Below are 20,374 nucleotides of genomic sequence, written 5' to 3'. Positions count from 1 at the left end.
TCGGTATTCTTGTTGCATGAAACTTGCATGAAAAACGGGAATATTCTGGCAGTGACAGGCAAATCCCGGTGGTTAACGTAGTTACGGGCAACGATAACAACAACGAACAACAGGCTATGCGCCCCGCACAACAGGTTTTCCGCGTAAGGCGGACCTACAACAAGTGGGTGGGAGACGAGACACTCGAAGACTTCGCACTGCGCTTTACCGCGGTGCGCGGGCGCCGTTTTACCATCGAACAAGTGGCAAAGACCGCACTGGGAGCCACCGCGTTCCTGGCTCTTGAAGCAATTGCGGCGGCGGTGACGCTCAATTATGGTTTTATCAATACCGTTGCGGCGATGCTCGCCGTAGCCGCAGTGATCTTTATTACCGGCTTTCCCATTAGCTACTACGCAGCCAAACACGGGCTGGATATTGACTTGCTTACCCGTGGTGCCGGCTTCGGCTATCTCGGCTCCACCATCACGTCGCTGATCTACGCCTCATTTACGTTTATCTTCTTTGCAATTGAAGCGGCCATCCTCACCTCGGCGTTGCACGCACTACTGGGGATTCCACCGGCAATCGGTTACATACTCTGTGCCGTTGCGGTAATCCCTATCGTCACCCACGGCATTCAAACGATCAGCAAGTTCCAGATTGGCACACAGCCGGTATGGCTATTTTTGCAGTGCCTCGCCCTCGCTATCGCCGCCTGGTTTGAACTATCTCGAGTGGAGGACTGGACTCGCTACGCACCGCAACACAACCCGCAAGGCGCCGAATTCAACTGGATGCTATTTGGTGCAGCCAGTGCGGTCTTTTTCGCAATGGTGGCGCAAATCGGTGAACAGGTGGATTACCTGCGATTCATGCCCGAAAAAACCCGCGAGAACCGTAAGCGCTGGTGGTTCTGGCTCACCCTAGCCGGGCCGGGCTGGATTTTGATCGGCGTGATCAAGATGCTCTTCGGCTCTTTCCTCGCTTACCTGGCAATCACCCGTGGTGCCTCCAGCCTGCAAGCGGCGGACCCGGTATACATGTACCAAATGGTCTTCAACTACATCACCCAGTCTCCCACCATGGCACTGATTCTTGCCGGGATTATGGTAGTGGTCTCGCAGATGAAGATTAATGTGACCAACGCCTATGCCGGCTCCATCGCCTGGTCGAACTTTTTCTCACGCCTGACCCGCAGTCATCCCGGGCGAGTAGTTTGGCTGGTGTTCAATGTGAGCATTGCACTGATCCTGATGGAACTGGGCATTTACGGTGCATTGGAAGGTGTACTGGGTATTTTTTCACTCGTCGCGATTAGCTGGCTGGGATGCCTGGCGGCGGACTTGATGATCAATAAACCACTAGGAATTAGTCCATCTTACGTTGAGTTTAAACGCTCGCATCTATATGACTTTAATCCGGTAGGCGTGGGCTCGATGTTGCTTGCGTCTATCACCGGCATCCTGTGTTATCTCGGCCACTTTGGTGAAGGAGCAAAGAATTTTGCCAGTTTTATCAGTCTGGCAATCTGTTTTGTGATGGTGCCATTTTTCGGCGTGGTGACCCGCGGGCATTTTTACCTGGCGGTGCGCCGCAACATTCCTGACGACGATTTCCAAGTCGACCCCGGCACAATCCAGTCGAGCAAGACCTGTTGCATCTGCCAGAACGACTTCGAACCGGCAGATGTAAGTTCTTGCCCCGCGTATCAGGGGCCAATCTGTTCACTATGTTGCTCGCTGGATTCCCGCTGCATGGATGCATGCAAGCCCGACGCACACTTCTCTCAGCAGTTACTTGCGCTGATCAAAATGCTGGTGCCCGATCAGGTCGCCGATGGCATCGACTCCCGGCTCGGGCGCTTTACTGTATTGCTGTTCGGCACCAGTGCCTGTATCGCGGGGATGCTATCGCTGATATATGGGCAAATAGCCCCAACCCTGCCTGCGGCCGCCGATGTACTGCAGCAAACGTTCTGGACGCTGTTTGTGGTGCTGATGCTAATTGCCGGTGTTTTGTGTTGGCTGTTCCTGCTCACCCATGACAGCCGCGTCGTGGCCCAGCTGGAATCCAACCGACAAACCCGCTTGCTCATCAGCGAAATTGAAGCGCACAAGGAAACTGACCGCGCCCTGCAGCTGGCCAAGGAAGAGGCGGAAAGCGCGAACAGTGCAAAAAGTCGCTACCTGTCCGGTATCAGCCATGAGCTGCGCACGCCGCTGCAGTCGATTCTCGGTTATGCCCAGCTACTCAACCAGCAGACCGATATCCCCGAAAAACACCGTAACGGGCTGCGAATTATTAAACGCAGCGGAGAATACCTGACCGACCTTATTGAAGGGCTGCTGGATATCTCCAAGATCGAGGCCGGACGCCTGGACATTTACCGCAATCGGGTGCGCCTACCTGAACTAATCGAACAGATGGTCGACATGTTTGGGCCGCAAGCTGAAGCCAAAGGAATTCAGCTGCACTGTCACATTCACAGCACACTACCCTCTACAGTCATCGCCGATGAGAAGCGCCTGCGGCAGATCTTGATCAATTTGCTATCGAATGCAATCAAGTACACACGCATTGGTAAAGTCGATTTCCATATCCGCTATCGCAATCAGGTAGCTGAATTCACGATCGCCGATACGGGCGTCGGTATTCACCCCGAGCATCAGGCGCGCATTCTAAAACCCTTCGAACGAGTGCGTAATGGCGACAGCCCTTCGGTAACCGGTACGGGCCTCGGCCTCACCATTGCTTATTTACTGGCGGAGATTATGGGCGGCGAACTGCGAATGGAAAGTACGCCGGGCAGAGGGAGTCGCTTCACCGTCTCATTGCTGTTGTCGTGGGTGGACGCAGAGCTACCACGTGAAATCCCAACACAACAGCTCACCGGTTACCAAGGGCCACGGCAAACCATCATGGTGGTGGACGATGAACCGGTACATCGCGGTCTAATCAGCGAATTGCTCGCGCCACTTGGGTTTACTCTTCATGAAGCCCAGAGCGCTGAAGATTGCCTGGCTCAGCTGGAACAGGGCAATCCCGATCTCTTCTTGCTGGACGTAAGCATGCCCGGTATGGATGGACTAACGCTGGCGAAGACCTTGCGTGAGCGTGCGTTTAATGGCCCGATTGTCATGCTATCGGCGGAAGCAAAAGAGCATCACCTACGGCCGGGCGACTCTCCTAAATCCCACCACGACGCCTATCTGGTTAAACCCCTGGTCAACCAAAAGCTCTATGACACCATGGCGGAGCTGTTGGCGCTGGAATGGCGTTTTGATTCTGACTTGGATTCTCCTGCAGACATCATCGTTAGTTCAGAGTCCGACATATCCTGCCCAGAAGATACACAAACAGACATACTTCCCAAGCACCCTCTACTGGTCGAGCTACTGGCCTACGCACGGATCGGCTACCGTAGTGGCGTGCAACGAATCTTGGACAAAGTTGCCGCTGCAGGCATCGTCAGCGAGCAGCAGCTGGACGAGTTCCGCGAACTGGCGAACAGTATGCGCTTTGAACGTTTGAGCGAGTCGCTTGCAAACCATTCGCGTGAACCCACGACACACGCATCAGAGGAATACCCATGACCACCTGCGACGATGTCGAGACTTCGCCAGCAAAATCAACAAGACCTGTGCGCCGCTCGGGGGATATCGTACTGGTGGTCGATGATTCCCCGGACACCTTGAGCCTGATTAATGACACTCTAGAGCAAGCAGGGATCGATGCGTTGGTGGCATTGGATGGCAGCCAAGCATTGAATATTGCCCAGCGGTTACGGCCGGATATGATTCTACTTGATGCGGTCATGCCAGGACTGGACGGATTTGAGACCTGCCGTAGACTCAAGGCAGATCCGACTCTTGCGGCCATCCCTGTCATTTTTATGACCGGGCTCACCGATTCCGCTGATATTGTGCGAGGCCTGGAAAGTGGTGGAGTGGATTACCTGACCAAACCCATACAACCCGCCGAATTAATTGCCCGCATAAAAGTGCATTTAAGCAATGCGCGGCTGACATCCAGTGCTCATCAGGCACTTGACTCCACTGGGCAATACTTGTTTACCGTAGATCTGGCGGGACAACTGCAGTGGGCGACGCCGCAAACCTACACGCTCTTGGAAAACGCCGGAGCGTTGCAAGATGGCACAAGGCAGAAACTCCTCGCAACGCTGCAAATATGGCTACAACGCGACCCGGCCGTTGGCAACAAACTAAAGCTGGATGGATTCAAAAAGACGCTGGCGGTGGTTTTTGTCGAACGCCGGGATGCTACGACTTGCCTGCTGAAGCTAGTGGACGATGATGGACCGGCAGGAGAAGAAATCCTGCGCGAAAAGCTTACCCTTACCAAGCGCGAGTCAGAAGTCTTGTTCTGGATTGCCAATGGAAAAACCAACCGGGAGATCGGTGAAATCCTTGAAGTTAGCCCACGCACCGTCAACAAGCATCTGGAGGGCGTATTTTCAAAACTGGGGGTTGAAAACCGGACCGCCGCGGCAGGCATTGCCATACGCACCTTGAATCCGGACTCGTAATCGCAGCCGGTTAGTCTTCTGACTCTTCCTGCGTGTTACTACTTTTTCTTAACAAGAACACTGCTACGGCGCTAACTGCCATTGCCATCACAACCCATAACGCATGATGCAGTTCGTGCACCACACCAGCTGAAGCATGCCCTTCATGGGCATGCACAACAAGACTTACGGACATAGCTATCCATATCGCCACCAACTTTAAAATTAACTGCATTTTCATACGACTTCCTTCCTAACAGTTCCATCAACTCGTTAACTAAACAGTATTTTCTTAACCCAACTTCTGTGTCGGGACCCTTCTGGATTTTTGGCGCTTACTTAACTAAGCAATCGCTGGAATCGGTTTTTCCTCCAACATTCCCTCACGCACAATAAACTGAATAATATCCTTTAACCCTTGCTGCGCTTTCAGGTTCGAAAACACAAACGGGCGCTCGCCACGCATTTTTTTGGCATCCCGATCCATTACCTCCAGCGACGCGCCCACTAACGGTGCGAGATCAATCTTATTGATCATCAGTAGGTCCGAGCGGGTAATACCGGGACCACCCTTGCGAGGAATCTTGTCCCCGGCGGAAACATCGATGACGTAAATAGTGAGATCCGACAACTCCGGGCTAAACGTAGCGCTGAGGTTATCGCCACCGCTCTCCACAAATACGACATCCAATGCGCCATGACGGGCAATCAACTCATCAATTGCGGCGAGGTTCATGGAAGCATCTTCCCGGATAGCTGTATGTGGGCAACCACCAGTTTCCACACCAATAATTCGGTCCGCGTCCAGCGCTTCATGCCGAGTGAGAAACTGTGCATCTTCCTTTGTGTAAATATCATTGGTTACTACCGCAATCTGGTAGTGGTTGCGCATCGCGGCACACAATTCCCGCAATAACGCGGTTTTACCCGAGCCTACCGGCCCGCCAATACCAACGCGCAGGGTTTGTTTTTTTTGTGAAGTCATCGTTATCCCCGATTTACTTTTGAGGTTTTTTAAGACCGGAACAGGCGGCTGTATTGGGTTTCATGACGGGCACTGGCAATGGCCAGCATTGGCAGACCGGCACCAAGGTCATGGTCCTCAAGTTGTCGCGCTCGTTGTATCGCTATCGGAACTTCCCGCTGCAGCTCGCCAATCAACTGTTGCGCCTGAGTCTGACCAAGAGGCACCAGCTTGGTAGCGGCGGCGACCTGGTTTTCAAGCCAGGACCACACAAACCCCAGCATGGCCGCCTCCTCGTTGAGTTGCCAGTGATGCGCCGCAACGGCAAAGGCCACGACAAAGCTGACATCACCATCCAAATGCACCGGCACAATATCCAGCTGTGTCAGCAGGCGCATCAACGCCGCACCTGTTGCAGTATCCGTGAGTCGCAATTCGCGGGTTTCACGACATGCCAGGGTGTACTGATTCCAATACGCGAGTTCACGGTTTGCTCCCACTGCTGCGCCATCCACCTGTAACGCTCGATGGCAGCGCAGTAACAGCGGGCAATCTACGCCGGCGATGGACTCCAGCAGCTGCACCGACAGCCATTCACGGGCACTCGCGAGGTCGGTTACCCAACCAGCCTCTACGGCAAACTCCAATCCTTGTGAAAACGCATAGCCACCTACCGGCAAGCTGGCACTGGATAGCTGCAGTAGACGCAGTAAAGCCGTATCAGTGGTGGTGATGCTCATGGGCTGCGCCAGCATTATTCGAGTGGCTTTGGGAATGTTCGTGGGAATGTTCGTGGGAATGGCTGTGAGAGCTGGCGTGACCGTGACCGTGGCCACCACTGTAGGCGCCGGATTCGGGTACGAATACCGCGCGCTCTTTCTTCAACGTCAGCCCCAGTAGTCCGAGCATCTCTTCCAACACATGATCCGGGGTAAAACGCAACCAACGCTCACCATCTGCATTGGCAATCTGTAGCTTTACGTGACGATTGCCCAGGTGGTAGCAAGCGCGGCTAAACGTTTGCCAGTCCGCTGCGTAGGCGGTGGTTACGGGTTCGTCCGCACCCACCACTTGGATGCTCTTGCCACATTCACTCTGCAAGATTTCCCCCACCAACAGCGGCTTGCCACGCTCCAAAAAAATTCGAATTTCGTGACCGCCTAGTGTAGTAGCACGCAGCCGCCCTCTGTCACGCTGCAAATGGTCGAGAACAACCTGCTCCGTTGCCGCCACGTCGGCTCGACTTCCGAGCCGTTGATATACATCCAATTTCACACAGATCTCCTTTGGAATCAGAACAGGCAATAGCGTTGTGCAAGGGGGAGCTCTGTGGCGGGTTCGCAGGTAAGTAACTCGCCATCGGCACGCACTTCATAGGTTTGCGGGTCCACACTCACATCTGGCTGCCAGTTGTTTAGCAACATATCTTTCTTGCGTACGCTGCGGGTGTTTTTACACGGAGCAAGCGTGCGCGCGAGCCCGAGCTTTTTCCCGAGGTCGCGCTCCATCGCAATTTGTGAAACAAACGTCAGAGAGGTCTTTGCTGCAGCAATACCGTACGCACCGAACATCGGACGGTAGTGCACCGGCTGTGGTGTAGGGATTGACGCGTTTGGATCCCCCATTGGGGCTGCGGCGATCATGCCACCTTTGATAATCATGGATGGCTTGATGCCGAAAAAGGCCGGCTTCCACAGCACCAGATCCGCCAGTTTTCCCTCTTCGACGGAACCCACTTCATGGGCAATGCCATGGGTAATGGCGGGATTGATGGTGTATTTGGCAATGTAACGGCGCGCGCGAAAATTATCTGCACCAGCGGCATCGCCGGCACGGTCTTCCTGCAGCGTTCCCCGCTGGACTTTCATTTTGTGTGCGGTTTGCCAGGTGCGCGTAATCACCTCGCCCACACGCCCCATCGCCTGTGAGTCGGACGCAATCATGCTGAAAGCACCAAGGTCGTGGAACAGGTCTTCCGCGGCGATGGTTTCCTTGCGAATACGCGAATCCGCAAAAGCGATGTCTTCCGGAATGCTGGTATCCAGGTGGTGGCAAACCATCAGCATATCCAGATGCTCATCGACGGTATTAATCGTGTATGGCCGTGTAGGGTTGGTCGACGAGGGCAGGACATTGGCCGAAGCACAGGCCTTGATGATATCCGGCGCATGACCACCACCGGCGCCCTCCGTGTGGTAGGTGTGAATCGCGCGACCCTTGAACGCCTCGAGCGTGTCATCAACAAAGCCGGATTCATTCAGGGTGTCGGTGTGTATTGCCACCTGCACATCGTATTTTTCGGCAACGGTCAGACAACAGTCGATCGCCGCCGGGGTAGTCCCCCAGTCTTCGTGCAACTTGAGCCCACAAGCCCCGGCTTCGACTTGCTCTTCGATGGCCTTTGGCAAACTGCCATTGCCTTTGCCGAGGAAGCCAAAATTCATTGGTAGGCTATCGGTGGCCTGCAGCATTTTTCCTATATTCCAAGGGCCGGGCGTGCACGTTGTGGCATTGGTGCCAGTAGCGGGACCGGTACCCCCGCCAATCATGGTGGTGACACCCGACATCAACGCTTCCTCCACCTGCTGTGGACAAATAAAGTGAATGTGCGCGTCGATGGCACCTGCGGTAAGGATTGAACCCTCGCCGGCAATAATTTCCGTACCAGGGCCAATGACAATATCGACCGCCTCCTGCACATCGGGATTACCGGCTTTACCAACACCGGTAATTCGCCCGTTTTTCACCGATACATCGGCCTTTACCACACCCCAGTGGTCGAGTATCAGGGCATTGGTAATCACCAGATCGGGCGTCTCTGCGCATGAACGCTGACTCTGCCCCATTCCGTCACGAATAACTTTGCCGCCACCAAACTTGACCTCGTCTCCGTAGCGAGTGAAATCTTTTTCCACCTGCAGCCACAACTCGGTGTCGCCAAGACGAACGCGATCGCCAGTGGTTGGGCCGAACATCTGTGCATAACTTTCCCGATCCATCTGGCTCATGGCTCGCATACCTCCACAGCATCGAGCACACCCATGACCTCACCGCGGAATCCAAACACTTTGCGTGCACCGGCGTACGCCACCAGCTCCACTTCGCGCCCCTGGCCGGGTTCAAACCGTACCGCCGTCCCCGATGCAATATTCAAGTGAAAACCACGGGCACGTTCGCGCTCGAATCGCAGCGCGGGGTTTACCTCGTAAAAGTGATAGTGAGAGCCAACCTGCACAGGCCTGTCACCGGTGTTTTCTACACGCAGGGTCCGTGTTTCACGCCCTCGGTTAAGCTGAATATCGCCCCTGTCTTCGGCGACCTGAACTTCTCCGGGAATCATCTTGCTGCCTCCGCGTTAGCTGATGGGGTTATGCACCGTCACGAGTTTGGTTCCATCGGGGAAGGTGGCTTCTACCTGTACCTCGTGTACCAGATCGGCCACGCCTTCCATCACCTGGTCTGCGCGCAGGATTTCGCGGCCAAAACCCATTAGCTCAGCAACACTTTTTCCATCGCGCGCGCCTTCAATAATTTCCATCGAGATCAACGCTACCGCTTCCGGATAATTCAATTTCAAGCCACGGGCGAGACGTCGCTCGGCCAATAGTGCGGCGGTAAAGACCAGCAACTTATCTTTTTCTCTGGGCAATAATTCCATGGGAAACCCGCAATTATTTTGTTGAATTCATGTGCGCCAAATCCTCGGCGCACATGCACTGCGTCCGAGTAACTGTGGACGCAAGTAGCACCACGTTTGGCTCAACAATTCACGTACTTCAAATGCACAACGCCCCAGCACGCGCACTACCAGCATATTGGCCACAAGGGTGACGCCGCCGAGGCAGTGCGTATTGCCACGCGCTAAAATCTGGCGGCACTCGGCCATCGCGTCATCACAAACCGACTCCGCAAATGGCCCCATTACCATCATCCCGTTTACCGGAAAATTGCTCAGTCCGGCTTTTGAGCGCAGCATGTCAACCGCGGGGTCCCCCAAACGCAGCGAGTCCAGCAGCAACGGCACACCATCCAGAAAAATTTCCAGACGTTGATGCAATCGACTTTTGTGAAATGACTCTCCTCGGGCAGGTAACCCCAGTGATGTCACCTCCCACCCCGCAAATAGCGCTCCCGGTTCCAGGTTCACTCGGGTGTGCATGGAGCCATTGGCACCGGGATAAGCGATGTTCTCCAGAGGCAACCACTCAAGACTCGCGCCAGCGGCAATTTGCAACAGGGTGTTTTGCCGCTGCAATAGTCCGTCACCGCGGGCCCTGTACACACGCCCGGCACCGGTTGTTGTGACCAATGCCCGTGCGTACTCTGCGACGGTTATGCGGATATCCAGTTGATCCCCGGAAACCAGGCCACCCGGGGGATGCAACAGATATATGTGAGCCAAATCCCGCCCTTCGGGAAAGAATGGTTTCTGTACATACAGCGGCCCCCGATGATGATTTTTTGCCAGGCGACAGCCCCGCGTATCATGCTCAAATACCAGTTCCAGTCCTGCCAACCAGCGACCCGCACTACTGCTCGCGCTTTCGGAACAACCAAGGCCTTCAGAACTTTGTGAGGTGGCGAGCTGATTCATCAAAGACGTACATAAAAGGCAGCCCACGACTGCCGTCAATCGGTTGGATTAGAGGACAATGGAAGCAAGAATTGTGGGATGACGGTATGCGTCAATTGACGTAGTTGAGTGCCGCCGACTCCGGTAACCCCAAACTCCGGTAAATTCGATACACTTTGATGCCCACCCACCTTGCAAGGAGCACTCCATGGCCCTGACCCCATCCACCATGATTCCCCTCGGCACCCCCATGCCGGCATTCGCGCTACCCAATGCGGATGGAAAGGCGGTCAACAGCAATGCACTTAGTGGAAAGCCGCTGGTAGTGATGTTTATCTGCAACCACTGCCCGTTCGTAAAGCACATCGCCGATGGGCTGGCTGCGTTTGGCAAGGACACGGTGGCCAAGGGCGTTAACGTTGTGGCGATCAACAGTAATGACTTCGCCAACTACCCTGCGGACAGCCCGGCCAAAATGCGCGAGGAAATCGCGCTGCGGGGATATGAATTTGAATATCTGGTAGACGAGGACCAGTCCGTGGCCAAGGCATTTGATGCGGCCTGTACACCGGACTTTTTCCTGTTTGATAGAGACGGGAAGCTCGCATACCGCGGGCAGTTTGATGACAGTCGCCCGGGTAACGATGCGCCGGTCAACGGTAAGGATTTACATGCCGCGGTGAATGCGGTGTTGGCGGGGGAGAAACCTGCAGACGATCAGGTGGCGTCGATTGGCTGCAACATTAAGTGGAAGTAATTGGTGACAGAATGTTCCCGGTATTGCCCCGATAATGGCACCGGGAACATTCAAAGACGCATTCCAGTGCTAGGCGGCGCTCTTCAGGAACGCCAGCATCCAGCGCGCTACCGCGCTCTCATGAATGTCGTTGTGCAGAGATTCCTTGCCCTTCTCGACCATATCTTCGCCGAATACTTCTTTGCGCAATTCCATCAAGCCCTTGGAGTAAGGCTTGGTGAACTCCGGGTGTGCCTGCATGGTAAGCATGTGCTCACCGACCTGCAGCATTGCATAGGGGCAGAAGTCACTGGAAGCAATCACCTTGGTCTGGGGCGGCAGTGCCACCACCTGGTCCTGGTGACTGACCAGCAGGCTGAATTGCGGCTGCGGTTCCACCATCCACGCTGGCGTCTCCTGCACTTCGTAGCTGTGCACCCCGACACCCCAACCCTTCTCTGATTTGCGCGCCTCACCACCCAGGGCGTGGGCAATGATCTGGTGACCAAAGCAGATGCCCAAAGTCGGCTTCTCGCTGCGGCGCAGCTCGCGCACAAACTCCATCAGCGGCGCAATCCACGGCTGGTCGTCATAGACCCCGGTCTTACTGCCGGTAATCAGGTAGGCATCCACTTCGTCGATATCTGCCGGGTATTCACCGTGCTGCACCTCGTAGGTGACAAACTCCAGCGCGTCATCCTCACGCTTCAGCAGCGCCGCAAACATCTCCGGGTACTCACCGAATTCGGCCACCAGCTGCGGGCGCACATCGTCCGTTTTAAGAACACCAATCTTCATTACTTCACCCATATACAGGCCTATTACCAACAAGGATCATTTTTGTGATCACATTATTGCCGCAGTACACGCAGGCCACAAGCCCAGATCCGAATGTCACCCAATCAAACGCAAGAAAGTTTCTCCATTCGACAGACAGCTAGACTGAAAGTGTCGTGCAAAATGGCAATGCCGGACTGCATTGTCGCACCGCTAGGAAGTTCAAGGAGCGATCTTATGAAGAAACTCAGTCTGGCCGCCGCATTTCTCGCCGCCACCCTCGCCAGCAGCCAGTGTCTGGCCGATCTGGAGCAAGGCGACTTTATTGTCCGCATTGGCTGGGGATTGGTGGATCCGGATGATGATTCCGACCCGCTGCTGATCGACAACACCGTCGAACTAACCAACACCCGGGTCCTTGTGGACGATGGCGATAGCGCGACCTTTACCGGCACCTGGATGTTCGCAGACCACTTCGGCCTCGGGTTGCTGGCGGCGCTGCCGTTTGAGCACGACCTGGATGTCGTCGGCCTGCCCAACCCCGACAACCTCAACGCCCGACTCGGCAAGGTGGACCTGGGCAGTATCGAGCATCTGCCGCCCACGCTTACCGTGCAGTGGTTTCCCACGTGCAAAGAGTCCTGGGTACAGCCGTATTTCGGCCTCGGGGTGAATTTCACCACCTTCTCCGACGAAAGCATCAGCACCGTTGCCAATGACTACTTCGCGGATGTACTCGGAGCCGTTAGCCGTGCGAACCTCCGGCTCGACGATTCCTGGGGGCTCGCCGGCGAAATCGGTGTGGATGTGATGTTCGGGCCAGACAGCAACTGGCTGTTCAATGCGGCCGTCTGGTACCTGGATATCGACACCGAGGCCAAAATCGACTTCCGCAGCCGCGGCGATACCTTTACCCGCATCACCGCCGATGTGGATATCGACCCCTTTGTTTACTCGATTGGTATCGGCTACAAGTTCTAGGCTGTTCGCGCGGGCGCGATAGCGCCCGCGCATCTCTCTTATCCCTGCTTTACCTCCTCTATTTAGCCCCTCCCCGCCCCAACATCACCGCAGACAAACATTGGATTCAGCGCCACTCCTCTGGCAGCCTCTGCTTTTATATGCCGATAATTGGGCACCACGGCGTCGACGCCATATAACCGACCGCAGATGAAGTGGCAGAATACGCATCCATATCAGCACCCACGAAGTCATCGCTGCCATTTTCATGTATGATTGCGCGCCAACTGACTATTTTTTAGCCGGCAGGTGAACCAGAGGAGACATAATGACGACATCCACCTCCCCCAGCGAGATCCAACCCGGAGCCTCCGGCAAAAAAACCGCCTTTACCCGCTTCCTCGATACCGTGGAATGGCTGGGTAACCTGCTGCCCCACCCCATTACCCTGTTTGCCATATTTGCCCTCGGCGTGATCGTGCTGAGTGGTGTGGCATCCTTCTTCGGGCTTTCTGTGATCGATCCGCGCCCGGAAGGCGCCGCGGGCCGCTCTGCCGACGGCGTTATCCACGTGGTGAACCTGCTGTCCGGTGAAGGACTCAGGACAATTGTTACCACCCTGGTCACCAACTTTACCGGCTTCGCCCCACTGGGCACGGTGCTGGTGGCCCTGCTGGGTGTGGGTATCGCCGAACATTCCGGCCTGCTCTCCGCGGCCGTGCGCGGCATGGTATTGAAGGCCTCCAAACGCACCGTGACCGTAATCGTGGTGTTTGCTGGCATCATCTCCAATACCGCGTCTGAACTCGGTTACGTGGTGCTGATCCCGCTGGCCGCAATGATCTTCCACTCCCTCGGCCGTCACCCGCTGGCGGGCCTGGCCGCCGCGTTTGCCGGTGTCTCCGGCGGTTACAGCGCCAACCTGTTGCTGGGCACCGTTGACCCACTGCTTTCAGGCATCACCGAATCCGCCGCACATATGATCGACCCCAACTATGTGGTCGGCCCGGAAGTAAACTGGTACTTCATGATTATCAGTACCTTCCTGATCACCATTGTGGGCAGCTGGGTAACCCTGGCGATTGTGGAGCCCAAGCTGGGCAAATACGATAACAGCGAGGCCTCTGTCGACCTGTCCCAGGACAAGATGACCGAGCTCACCAGTGATGAGAAGCGCGGCCTCAAATACGCAGGCCTGGCAGTGCTGGGCGTGTGCGGTTTGCTGGCGCTCACCATCGTTCCCGAGTGGGGCGTGCTGCGCAATCAGGAAACCGGTGCCGTGGCGGGTTCCCCGTTCCTGAAAGGCATTGTGGCACTGATCGTGGTGTTCTTTGCGGTTCCGGGCTTTGTGTACGGCAAGACCGTGGGCACCATGAAGAATGATCGCGATGTGATCGACGCCATGTCACGGAGCATGGGCACCATGGGCATGTACATCGTGCTGGTGTTCTTCGCCGCACAGTTTGTGGCCTTCTTCAAAATGACCAACCTGGGCACCATTTTTGCGGTACTGGGTGCCGAGGCCCTGCAGAGTATCGGCCTGACCGGCCCGATTCTGTTCCTGTTCTTTATCATGATGTGTGGTGTGGTGAACCTGAGCCTTGGCAGCGCCTCGGCCCAGTGGGCTGTGACTGCACCGATCTTCGTGCCCATGCTGATGCTGCTGGGCTACGCACCGGAAGTCATTCAGGCGGCCTACCGGATCGGCGACTCGGTCACCAACATCATTACCCCGATGATGAGCTACTTCGGCCTAATCGTATCCTTCGCTACGCGTTACAAGAAAGACCTGGGCATGGGTACACTGATCGCAACGATGATCCCCTACTCTATCTTCTTCTTCGTTGGCTGGACCGCACTGTTCTTCCTGTGGGTATTTGTTGCGGGCATGCCGGTAGGACCGGGCGCGGCGACTTACTTCACTATGTAAGACTGGCGTAAAGCAGCCTCTGCGTGGATATCGCCAAGCGCACACAGTAAGGACACAAGTAAGAACAAAGAGTCACAAAGATTGATTCCTGCCGCGGTGCATGGTTTGCTTCACTGGAGCCATGCACCGCAAAACAGGAATGTTCTTGTGAAAAAGCCCCTAATTGCCCTCTCTCTTTCCGCCCTGGCGTTTGTTAGCCACGGCGCTCTCGCCCAAGCACAATCAAACAATCTCGACACTGCCCTCAAGAAGGCCGAGCCCAACGTGATCGAGTGGCGACGCCATATTCACCAGAACCCGGAACTGGGCAATCGTGAATTTGAAACTGCCAAGTACATTACTCGACACCTGAAAGACCTCGGTATGGAAGTGGAAACCGGTATCGCCCACACCGGGGTGATTGGTTTCCTCAAGGGTGGCCAACCCGGACCCACCGTGGCGCTGCGCGCGGACATGGACGCGCTGCCGGTAACCGAGCAGGTGGACCTGCCCTTCGCGTCAAAGGCAACAACCCAGTACAACGGTGAAGAAGTTGGTGTGATGCACGCCTGCGGGCACGACACCCATGTGGCCATGTTGATGGGTGCTGCCGAGGTTCTATCCGGCATGCGCGACGAACTGGCCGGCAACATCCTGTTTATCTTCCAGCCCGCCGAAGAGGGTGCGCCGGAGGGCGAAGAAGGTGGTGCCGAATTAATGCTTAAAGAGGGGCTGTTCAAGAAGTACAAACCCGCCGTGGCGTTCGGCCAGCATGTGACTTCGGGCCTGCCCTCCGGTGTCATCGGCTACCGTTCCGGGCCGCTGATGGCGAGCTCCGATCAGTTCAAAATTCACGTGCATGGCCGCCAGACGCACGGCTCCCGCCCCTGGGGCGGCGTCGACCCGATTACCGCTTCAGCACAGATCGTGATGGGTACGCAAACACTGGTTAGCCGTCAGATTGATATCACCAAAGAACCCGCCGTGGTTTCCTTCGGCATTATCGACGGTGGTGTGCGCAACAATATTATTCCCGACAGCGTGTACATGAACGGCACCATTCGTAATTTCGATATGGATAACCGCCAGGAAATTTTCAAACGCTTGAAGATCACTGCGGAAAAAATTGCCGAAGCCAGTGGCGCCGAGGCAAAAGTGGAAATTCTTGAGGGTTACCCGGTAACCGTCAACAATCCGGCACTCACCGAGGAAGCCATACCTGCACTGAAAGCCGCCGCCGGCGACGACAAGGTAATGGTGATTCCGAAAATCACCGGCGCCGAAGATTTCTCCTTCTTCGCCAATGAAATTCCGGGCTTCTACTATTTTCTTGGGGTTACCCCCAAGGGTACCGATCCTTCCACCGCTGCCAGCAACCACTCACCGCAGTTCTACGTGGATGAGAGCGCCCTGAAAATTGGCACCAAGGCGATTACCCAACTGGCCATCGATTATCTGGACAGGCAACAAAACCAGTAATGCTTGGCAATAAAAAAGGCGATCTTATGATCGCCTTTTTTATTTATAGCGCCTGAGCAAAAAACTCAACGCTTACGCCGACTCGGTACGACGTTGCGGGCGGCGACGGCGCTGCCCCGGCTTGGCCGCGGTATTGCCATTGCTATTACCATTGGCAGCACGATTACCTGAACGGCTGTTGCCACTGCGGCCATTGCCGTTGCGCTCGTTGCCGTTGCGACCTTCCGAACGGTTGCCATTGGCACGATTGCCGGAAGAACTACGATTCCCAGATGGCTTGTTTCCACCAGACTTATTGCCGGAAGGTTTGTTACCGCCAGCCTTGCCGTTGCCCGGCTTGCTGCGACCACCACCGCCGCGGCGAACCTGCGAGCCTTTGCCGATTTTGCCACCGGATTCCGGCACCACGTGGTCCGGCTCAAAGCCCTCAATTTCTTCGCGCTCGATCGGCTTCTGGATCAGCCTTTCGATATCTCGCAATTGCTTGATTTCGTCGGCAGACACCAGGGATACCGCGTGCCCGGATGCGCCGGCACGACCGGTACGGCCGATACGGTGCACATAATCTTCCGGCACATTGGGCAAATCGAAGTTCACTACTTGCGGCAGTTGGTCGATGTCGATACCGCGCGCGGCAATATCTGTCGCCACCAGGATCTGCACCTTGCCATTTTTGAAATCTGCCAGTGCTTTGGTGCGCGCATTCTGACTTTTGTTGCCGTGAATCGCGGCCGCCGGAATACGGTGCTGTTCCAGTTGCTTGGCCAGACGGTTGGCACCGTGCTTGGTGCGGCTAAAGACCAGTGCCTGGTGCCAGTCATTTTCCTTGATCAGGTGACACAGCAAAGATGCCTTGCGGGACTTATCCACCGGATGCAGTTTTTGCCTTACGGTCTTGGTGGTGCTGTTACGCGGCGCCACATCGATTTCAACCGGGTCGTTCACCAGGCCTTTGGCCAGGCTGCGAATTTCCGGTGAGAAGGTCGCGGAGAACAGCAGGTTCTGACGCTTCGCTGGCAATACGCGCAGAATTTTTTTGATGTCGTGAATAAAGCCCATATCGAGCATGCGATCGGCTTCATCCAGCACCAGCGTTTCCAGGCGATCGAATTTGATCGCGCGCTGATTGTAAAGATCCAACAGGCGGCCAGGGGTGGCCACCAAGATGTCCGCACCACCGCGCAGGCGCATCATTTGTGGATTGATTTTTACTCCACCGAACACCACGGAGTGGCGCATGGGCAAGTGTTCACTGTAGCTCTGTACATTATCGAACACCTGCGCAGCGAGCTCGCGCGTCGGGGTCAGTACCAGCGCACGCACCTGATTGTTGCGCGCGCGCGGGCCGGCGCTCAGCCGGTGCAGCAGTGGCAGGGTAAAACCGGCCGTTTTACCAGTACCGGTCTGTGCGGCCGCCATAACGTCGCCACCACGCATCACCACCGGAATGGCTTGCTGCTGGATAGGGGTAGGTTGGGTATAGCCCTGCTCCGCCACGGCGCGGGCAATTTCCGGCACAAGGCCGAGATCTTCAAACAACATAATGTATCTTCTTGCAGGCGACCGCAGTTCAGCACCGGGTCGACCAGAGGTAAATTCGTGAAACTCGTACTGAAACCGCAAAAATTTGCAATGTTCCACAGTCGGTTTCGAGTTGCCGCCTTAGGCGTAGGCCGAAAATTCGTATTCGGCTGGGTGCGGCATTCAGTAGGAAGAGTTCAGGCACACTGATGAGAACAGTGTTCTAGAAATGAGCCGGGAAATGGTCCGGCCTACAGATGACGCATCTGGCAATATCGCCAGCCGCGGCACTATACCACAGCGCGGCAGACTGCCTAGTTTTAAATTCACGCTCGTCCGCTTTGCACTATCTGACCCGTGACTCGAGACTCTAACCCGTGGAACCTTTGAGCCCACAAGTACAGAGCGTAGTCTGTACCTCACACCGCGCGGTGATCGTGGCCAGGTGGCTATTGATCAAATTGTTATGCGATGGGGAGGGTTTGGTTTATGACCGTCAGTAAAAGTAATGGGCACTCGCAGCCCGCGCCGCTCAAGCAGGTCGAGCCGGAGTCTATTTGGAACGAAAACCACTACACGCTGAGCGACGGACGCGAAGTTTTGATTCGCCCTGTCCGGGCGTCGGATGGCGAGCTTGAACGGGAGTTGATTGAGCACTTGTCTGCCGACAGCAGTCGCATGCGCTTTCTCGGTGGTATCGGTCAGGTATCTCGCCAACTGTTGCAAATTCTCAGTGACAACGACGCCCAGCACGAGGCCTTTATCGCCCTTACCACCGCTCCCGATGGCACCCAGCAGGCTGTCGGTGTGGCGAACTTCGCCTGTGACCCGGACGGCAGCCGCTGCGAATGCGCCGTTGTTGTCGCAGATGATTGGCAGCGTTCGGGGTTGGGCAAATATCTGTTACAGGACCTGGTAGAGGCGGCCAAACTGGACGGACTCGACGAGATCTACTCAGTGGATTCCGCCAGCAACTCCGCTATCGATCATTTGGCTCGGGAGCTGGGCTTCACCTGTAAGTCCGACCCCCGCGACTACACCATGGTCCGCTATAGCCTGAACCTCCACTAACGCTGTAATCCGGCCAACACACTGTACTTACAATCTGTACTTACACACCGTACGGGCCCCGTAGCCAGGAGGAGCACAGGGCCCGATTTCTCGTCACCGGCAACAGCACCCCGGCAAGGCGAGAAACCGTTGACATTGTCGCCGCCAGAGGGTTTTCTAGGGTACGCCAAGCGATAAAGAACGCTGTTCTGGGCTATATATAACAACAGCTAATAATAATTTCCGGAGTTTCCCATGGAATCGAGCCCCCTAATCTCTATCGGCCTGCCGATCTCACTGTTTATCATCATGATCGGTATTGGCATGACCCTGACGGCCCGGGATTTCCACCAGGTCACCGTCAAGCCGGCCGGACTGATCCTCGGCAGCATCACCCAGATCCTTTTGATGCCAGCCATTGCCTTTGCGCTGGCGTGGGCACTGGCCCTGCCACCGGCCATGGCGGTGGGCCTCGTGATCATCGCAGCCTGCCCCGGCGGCACCACTTCCAACCTGTTTACCATGCTGGCACGCGGCAATGTCGCCCTGTCCATTGTGCTTACCATCTCGGCCAGCCTGATTACCATCATGACGTTGCCAGTGTTCGCCAACTACGCGCTGCAACTGTATTACGGTGCACAACAGGAGATTGCTCTACCGTTCGTGCGCACAGTACTGATGCTGTCCGTAATCGTGCTGCTACCGGTTGCCATCGGTATGACCGTAAAGGCATTGCGCCCCGCATTCGCGGAGCGCGCAGAGGGCTTTGTGAGTATCTTCGGCGGGCTGGTGCTTGTGTTACTGGTTGTGGGTATCGTTTACGGCGTGCGCGACCGCATCTTTGACCTGATGGCGCAGGCCGGCCCCGCCACCATTGCCCTGAACCTGCTCGGCATAGCGCTGGGCTTCCTGAGCGCGAAACTGGTGGGGCTCGGCAAACGTGAAGGATTGGCGATTGCCACCGAGCTGGGAATTAAAAATGGCACTCTCGGCCTGATGGTGACGCTGACGCTGATGCACTCCAATGAGATGTCTGTGCCGTCGGCGATCTACGGGGTCATCATGTTCCCGATTGGCTTTATGCTGGTGGCCTATGGGCGCCGCGTGGTTAAGCAGGGTGAGGCAACTGGCACCTACGAAGATCGGCTCAATCCCACCTAACACCACGAAAGAACAGGGGCCGGCTTATGCCGGCCCCTGTGTATTCCACCACCCATCGACCGCAACATCAAGCAGGCTTGTCGACGCGGTAACAACAGTACTCCAACGAGCTTCCCGCCAGCTCTTTGGTTTCCACATGTGAAAACACCGCACCGACCTTTTCCGCCGCTTTCTGTGAACGGATGTTATCCGGACCGATATGCAACCAGATGTGTTCCACATGCTGGAATGCATAGCCAAACATAAGCTTCTTTACCCGGCCGTTCGTTTCCCCGCCCCAGTGTTTGCGCGACAAAAAGGTATAGCCGATCGCCACTTCCTGCCCCGGCTGATAATCGTAATATCGCGTACTGCCAATTATCTCGCCGGTAGTCCGATCGACAATCTTCAGCGTAGAACCATACTCCATCGCGGACTCAAACCATTTTTCAAACTCACTACGCTTATAGCGGTCTTTTGCTGGATGGTCTGCCCATAGCGCCTTGTCGTTAGCGACACGGAATAAACCATCGAAGTCCGTCACCTGCAGTTTGGATATCTCAACCACCGGATCCTGAAGTGTTTTCGTTAAGTCCATCTGATTCACCAAATTCGTACAACCAACTCGCCAAGCACCCGTATCGTTTTCATCACGCACAGCAACAGCGGGACCATCTTGCTAATTGCTGATTAATATATAATGAAACCTCGATTAGTTATACGGAAAGGCATCAACGCATAACTTGCAGCCTTCCGCC

The 20,374-nt window shown here is 55.6% G+C and carries 19 protein-coding genes; 8 read left to right on the top strand and 11 right to left on the bottom strand.

Annotated features, from left to right (window positions below; all coding sequences use genetic code 11):
- Window positions 1-68 precede the first annotated feature (68 nt).
- Complete coding sequence (locus KUV22_RS17480) at window positions 69-3,575, top strand: hybrid sensor histidine kinase/response regulator (protein WP_222229800.1); 3,507 nt, start codon at window positions 69-71, stop codon at window positions 3,573-3,575.
- Window positions 3,572-4,528 (top strand): response regulator, encoded by a 957-nt coding sequence (locus tag KUV22_RS07375; RefSeq protein ID WP_222229798.1) that lies wholly within the window; start codon window positions 3,572-3,574, stop codon window positions 4,526-4,528. Before KUV22_RS17480 ends, KUV22_RS07375 begins: the two co-directional genes overlap by 4 nt.
- A gap of 10 nt (window positions 4,529-4,538) precedes the next feature.
- Here KUV22_RS07375 and KUV22_RS07370 read toward each other — a convergent pair whose 3' ends face one another.
- The 8 genes from KUV22_RS07370 to KUV22_RS07335 form a co-directional block, all read right to left on the bottom strand.
- Window positions 4,539-4,748, bottom strand: coding sequence for a hypothetical protein (locus tag KUV22_RS07370; RefSeq protein WP_222229796.1), 210 nt, complete (start codon window positions 4,746-4,748; stop codon window positions 4,539-4,541).
- A 102-nt stretch (window positions 4,749-4,850) separates the two neighbouring features.
- On the bottom strand, window positions 4,851-5,492 hold the full coding sequence (ureG, locus tag KUV22_RS07365; RefSeq protein ID WP_222229794.1) for an urease accessory protein UreG: 642 nt from the start codon (window positions 5,490-5,492) through the stop codon (window positions 4,851-4,853).
- 29 nt (window positions 5,493-5,521) lie between these two features.
- Entirely contained in the window at window positions 5,522-6,211 is a 690-nt protein-coding gene (locus KUV22_RS07360; protein ID WP_222229792.1) for an urease accessory protein UreF, read from the bottom strand.
- On the bottom strand, window positions 6,192-6,746 hold the full coding sequence (gene ureE, locus KUV22_RS07355) for an urease accessory protein UreE (RefSeq protein WP_222229790.1): 555 nt from the start codon (window positions 6,744-6,746) through the stop codon (window positions 6,192-6,194). Before ureE ends, KUV22_RS07360 begins: the two co-directional genes overlap by 20 nt.
- A 17-nt stretch (window positions 6,747-6,763) precedes the next feature.
- Window positions 6,764-8,479 (bottom strand): urease subunit alpha, encoded by a 1,716-nt coding sequence (ureC, locus tag KUV22_RS07350; protein WP_222229788.1) that lies wholly within the window; start codon window positions 8,477-8,479, stop codon window positions 6,764-6,766.
- The gene (locus KUV22_RS07345) at window positions 8,476-8,811 is read right to left on the bottom strand and encodes an urease subunit beta (protein ID WP_222229785.1); all 336 of its coding nucleotides are present in this window, start codon (window positions 8,809-8,811) and stop codon (window positions 8,476-8,478) included. The genes ureC and KUV22_RS07345 overlap by 4 nt, the downstream gene beginning before the upstream one ends.
- A 15-nt stretch (window positions 8,812-8,826) precedes the next feature.
- Window positions 8,827-9,129: an urease subunit gamma gene (locus KUV22_RS07340; protein WP_077400481.1), complete on the bottom strand. Its 303-nt coding sequence runs from the start codon at window positions 9,127-9,129 to the stop codon at window positions 8,827-8,829.
- Window positions 9,130-9,156: 27 nt separating this feature from the next.
- The gene (locus tag KUV22_RS07335) at window positions 9,157-10,065 is read right to left on the bottom strand and encodes an urease accessory protein UreD (protein ID WP_222229783.1); all 909 of its coding nucleotides are present in this window, start codon (window positions 10,063-10,065) and stop codon (window positions 9,157-9,159) included.
- Window positions 10,066-10,252: 187 nt separating this feature from the next.
- Between KUV22_RS07335 and KUV22_RS07330 the strand changes: the two genes are divergently transcribed.
- Window positions 10,253-10,801: a thioredoxin family protein gene (locus KUV22_RS07330; RefSeq protein ID WP_222229781.1), complete on the top strand. Its 549-nt coding sequence runs from the start codon at window positions 10,253-10,255 to the stop codon at window positions 10,799-10,801.
- A 69-nt stretch (window positions 10,802-10,870) separates the two neighbouring features.
- Here KUV22_RS07330 and KUV22_RS07325 read toward each other — a convergent pair whose 3' ends face one another.
- Entirely contained in the window at window positions 10,871-11,578 is a 708-nt protein-coding gene (locus KUV22_RS07325) for a glutamine amidotransferase-related protein (protein ID WP_224917506.1), read from the bottom strand.
- A gap of 216 nt (window positions 11,579-11,794) precedes the next feature.
- On the opposite strand from KUV22_RS07325, the gene KUV22_RS07320 reads away from it, so the two are divergent.
- The 3 genes from KUV22_RS07320 (at window position 11,795) to KUV22_RS07310 (ending at window position 15,905) form a co-directional block, all read left to right on the top strand.
- The gene (locus KUV22_RS07320; RefSeq protein ID WP_222229777.1) at window positions 11,795-12,538 is read left to right on the top strand and encodes an OmpW/AlkL family protein; all 744 of its coding nucleotides are present in this window, start codon (window positions 11,795-11,797) and stop codon (window positions 12,536-12,538) included.
- Between the two features lie 307 nt (window positions 12,539-12,845).
- Entirely contained in the window at window positions 12,846-14,447 is a 1,602-nt protein-coding gene (locus KUV22_RS07315) for an AbgT family transporter (RefSeq protein ID WP_261319254.1), read from the top strand.
- A gap of 147 nt (window positions 14,448-14,594) precedes the next feature.
- On the top strand, window positions 14,595-15,905 hold the full coding sequence (locus tag KUV22_RS07310) for an amidohydrolase (RefSeq protein ID WP_315857513.1): 1,311 nt from the start codon (window positions 14,595-14,597) through the stop codon (window positions 15,903-15,905).
- Between the two features lie 72 nt (window positions 15,906-15,977).
- Here the strand turns inward: KUV22_RS07310 and KUV22_RS07305 are convergent, their stop codons facing one another.
- The gene (locus tag KUV22_RS07305) at window positions 15,978-17,447 is read right to left on the bottom strand and encodes a DEAD/DEAH box helicase (RefSeq protein WP_222229775.1); all 1,470 of its coding nucleotides are present in this window, start codon (window positions 17,445-17,447) and stop codon (window positions 15,978-15,980) included.
- 468 nt (window positions 17,448-17,915) lie between these two features.
- On the opposite strand from KUV22_RS07305, the gene KUV22_RS07300 reads away from it, so the two are divergent.
- Together KUV22_RS07300 and KUV22_RS07295 are read left to right on the top strand one after the other, a co-directional pair.
- Window positions 17,916-18,497, top strand: coding sequence for a GNAT family N-acetyltransferase (locus tag KUV22_RS07300; RefSeq protein ID WP_222229773.1), 582 nt, complete (start codon window positions 17,916-17,918; stop codon window positions 18,495-18,497).
- Between the two features lie 234 nt (window positions 18,498-18,731).
- Window positions 18,732-19,637: a bile acid:sodium symporter family protein gene (locus tag KUV22_RS07295; protein WP_222229771.1), complete on the top strand. Its 906-nt coding sequence runs from the start codon at window positions 18,732-18,734 to the stop codon at window positions 19,635-19,637.
- A gap of 67 nt (window positions 19,638-19,704) precedes the next feature.
- Here KUV22_RS07295 and KUV22_RS07290 read toward each other — a convergent pair whose 3' ends face one another.
- Window positions 19,705-20,214: a GNAT family N-acetyltransferase gene (locus KUV22_RS07290; RefSeq protein ID WP_222229768.1), complete on the bottom strand. Its 510-nt coding sequence runs from the start codon at window positions 20,212-20,214 to the stop codon at window positions 19,705-19,707.
- Between the last annotated feature and the right edge of the window lie 160 nt (window positions 20,215-20,374).

This window comes from Microbulbifer agarilyticus (genome assembly GCF_019800665.1).
Taxonomy (GTDB): Bacteria; Pseudomonadota; Gammaproteobacteria; order Pseudomonadales; family Cellvibrionaceae; genus Microbulbifer; species Microbulbifer agarilyticus_C.
Note: the sequence above shows the minus strand (reverse complement) of the source record. Positions and strands in the feature narration are given on the sequence as shown.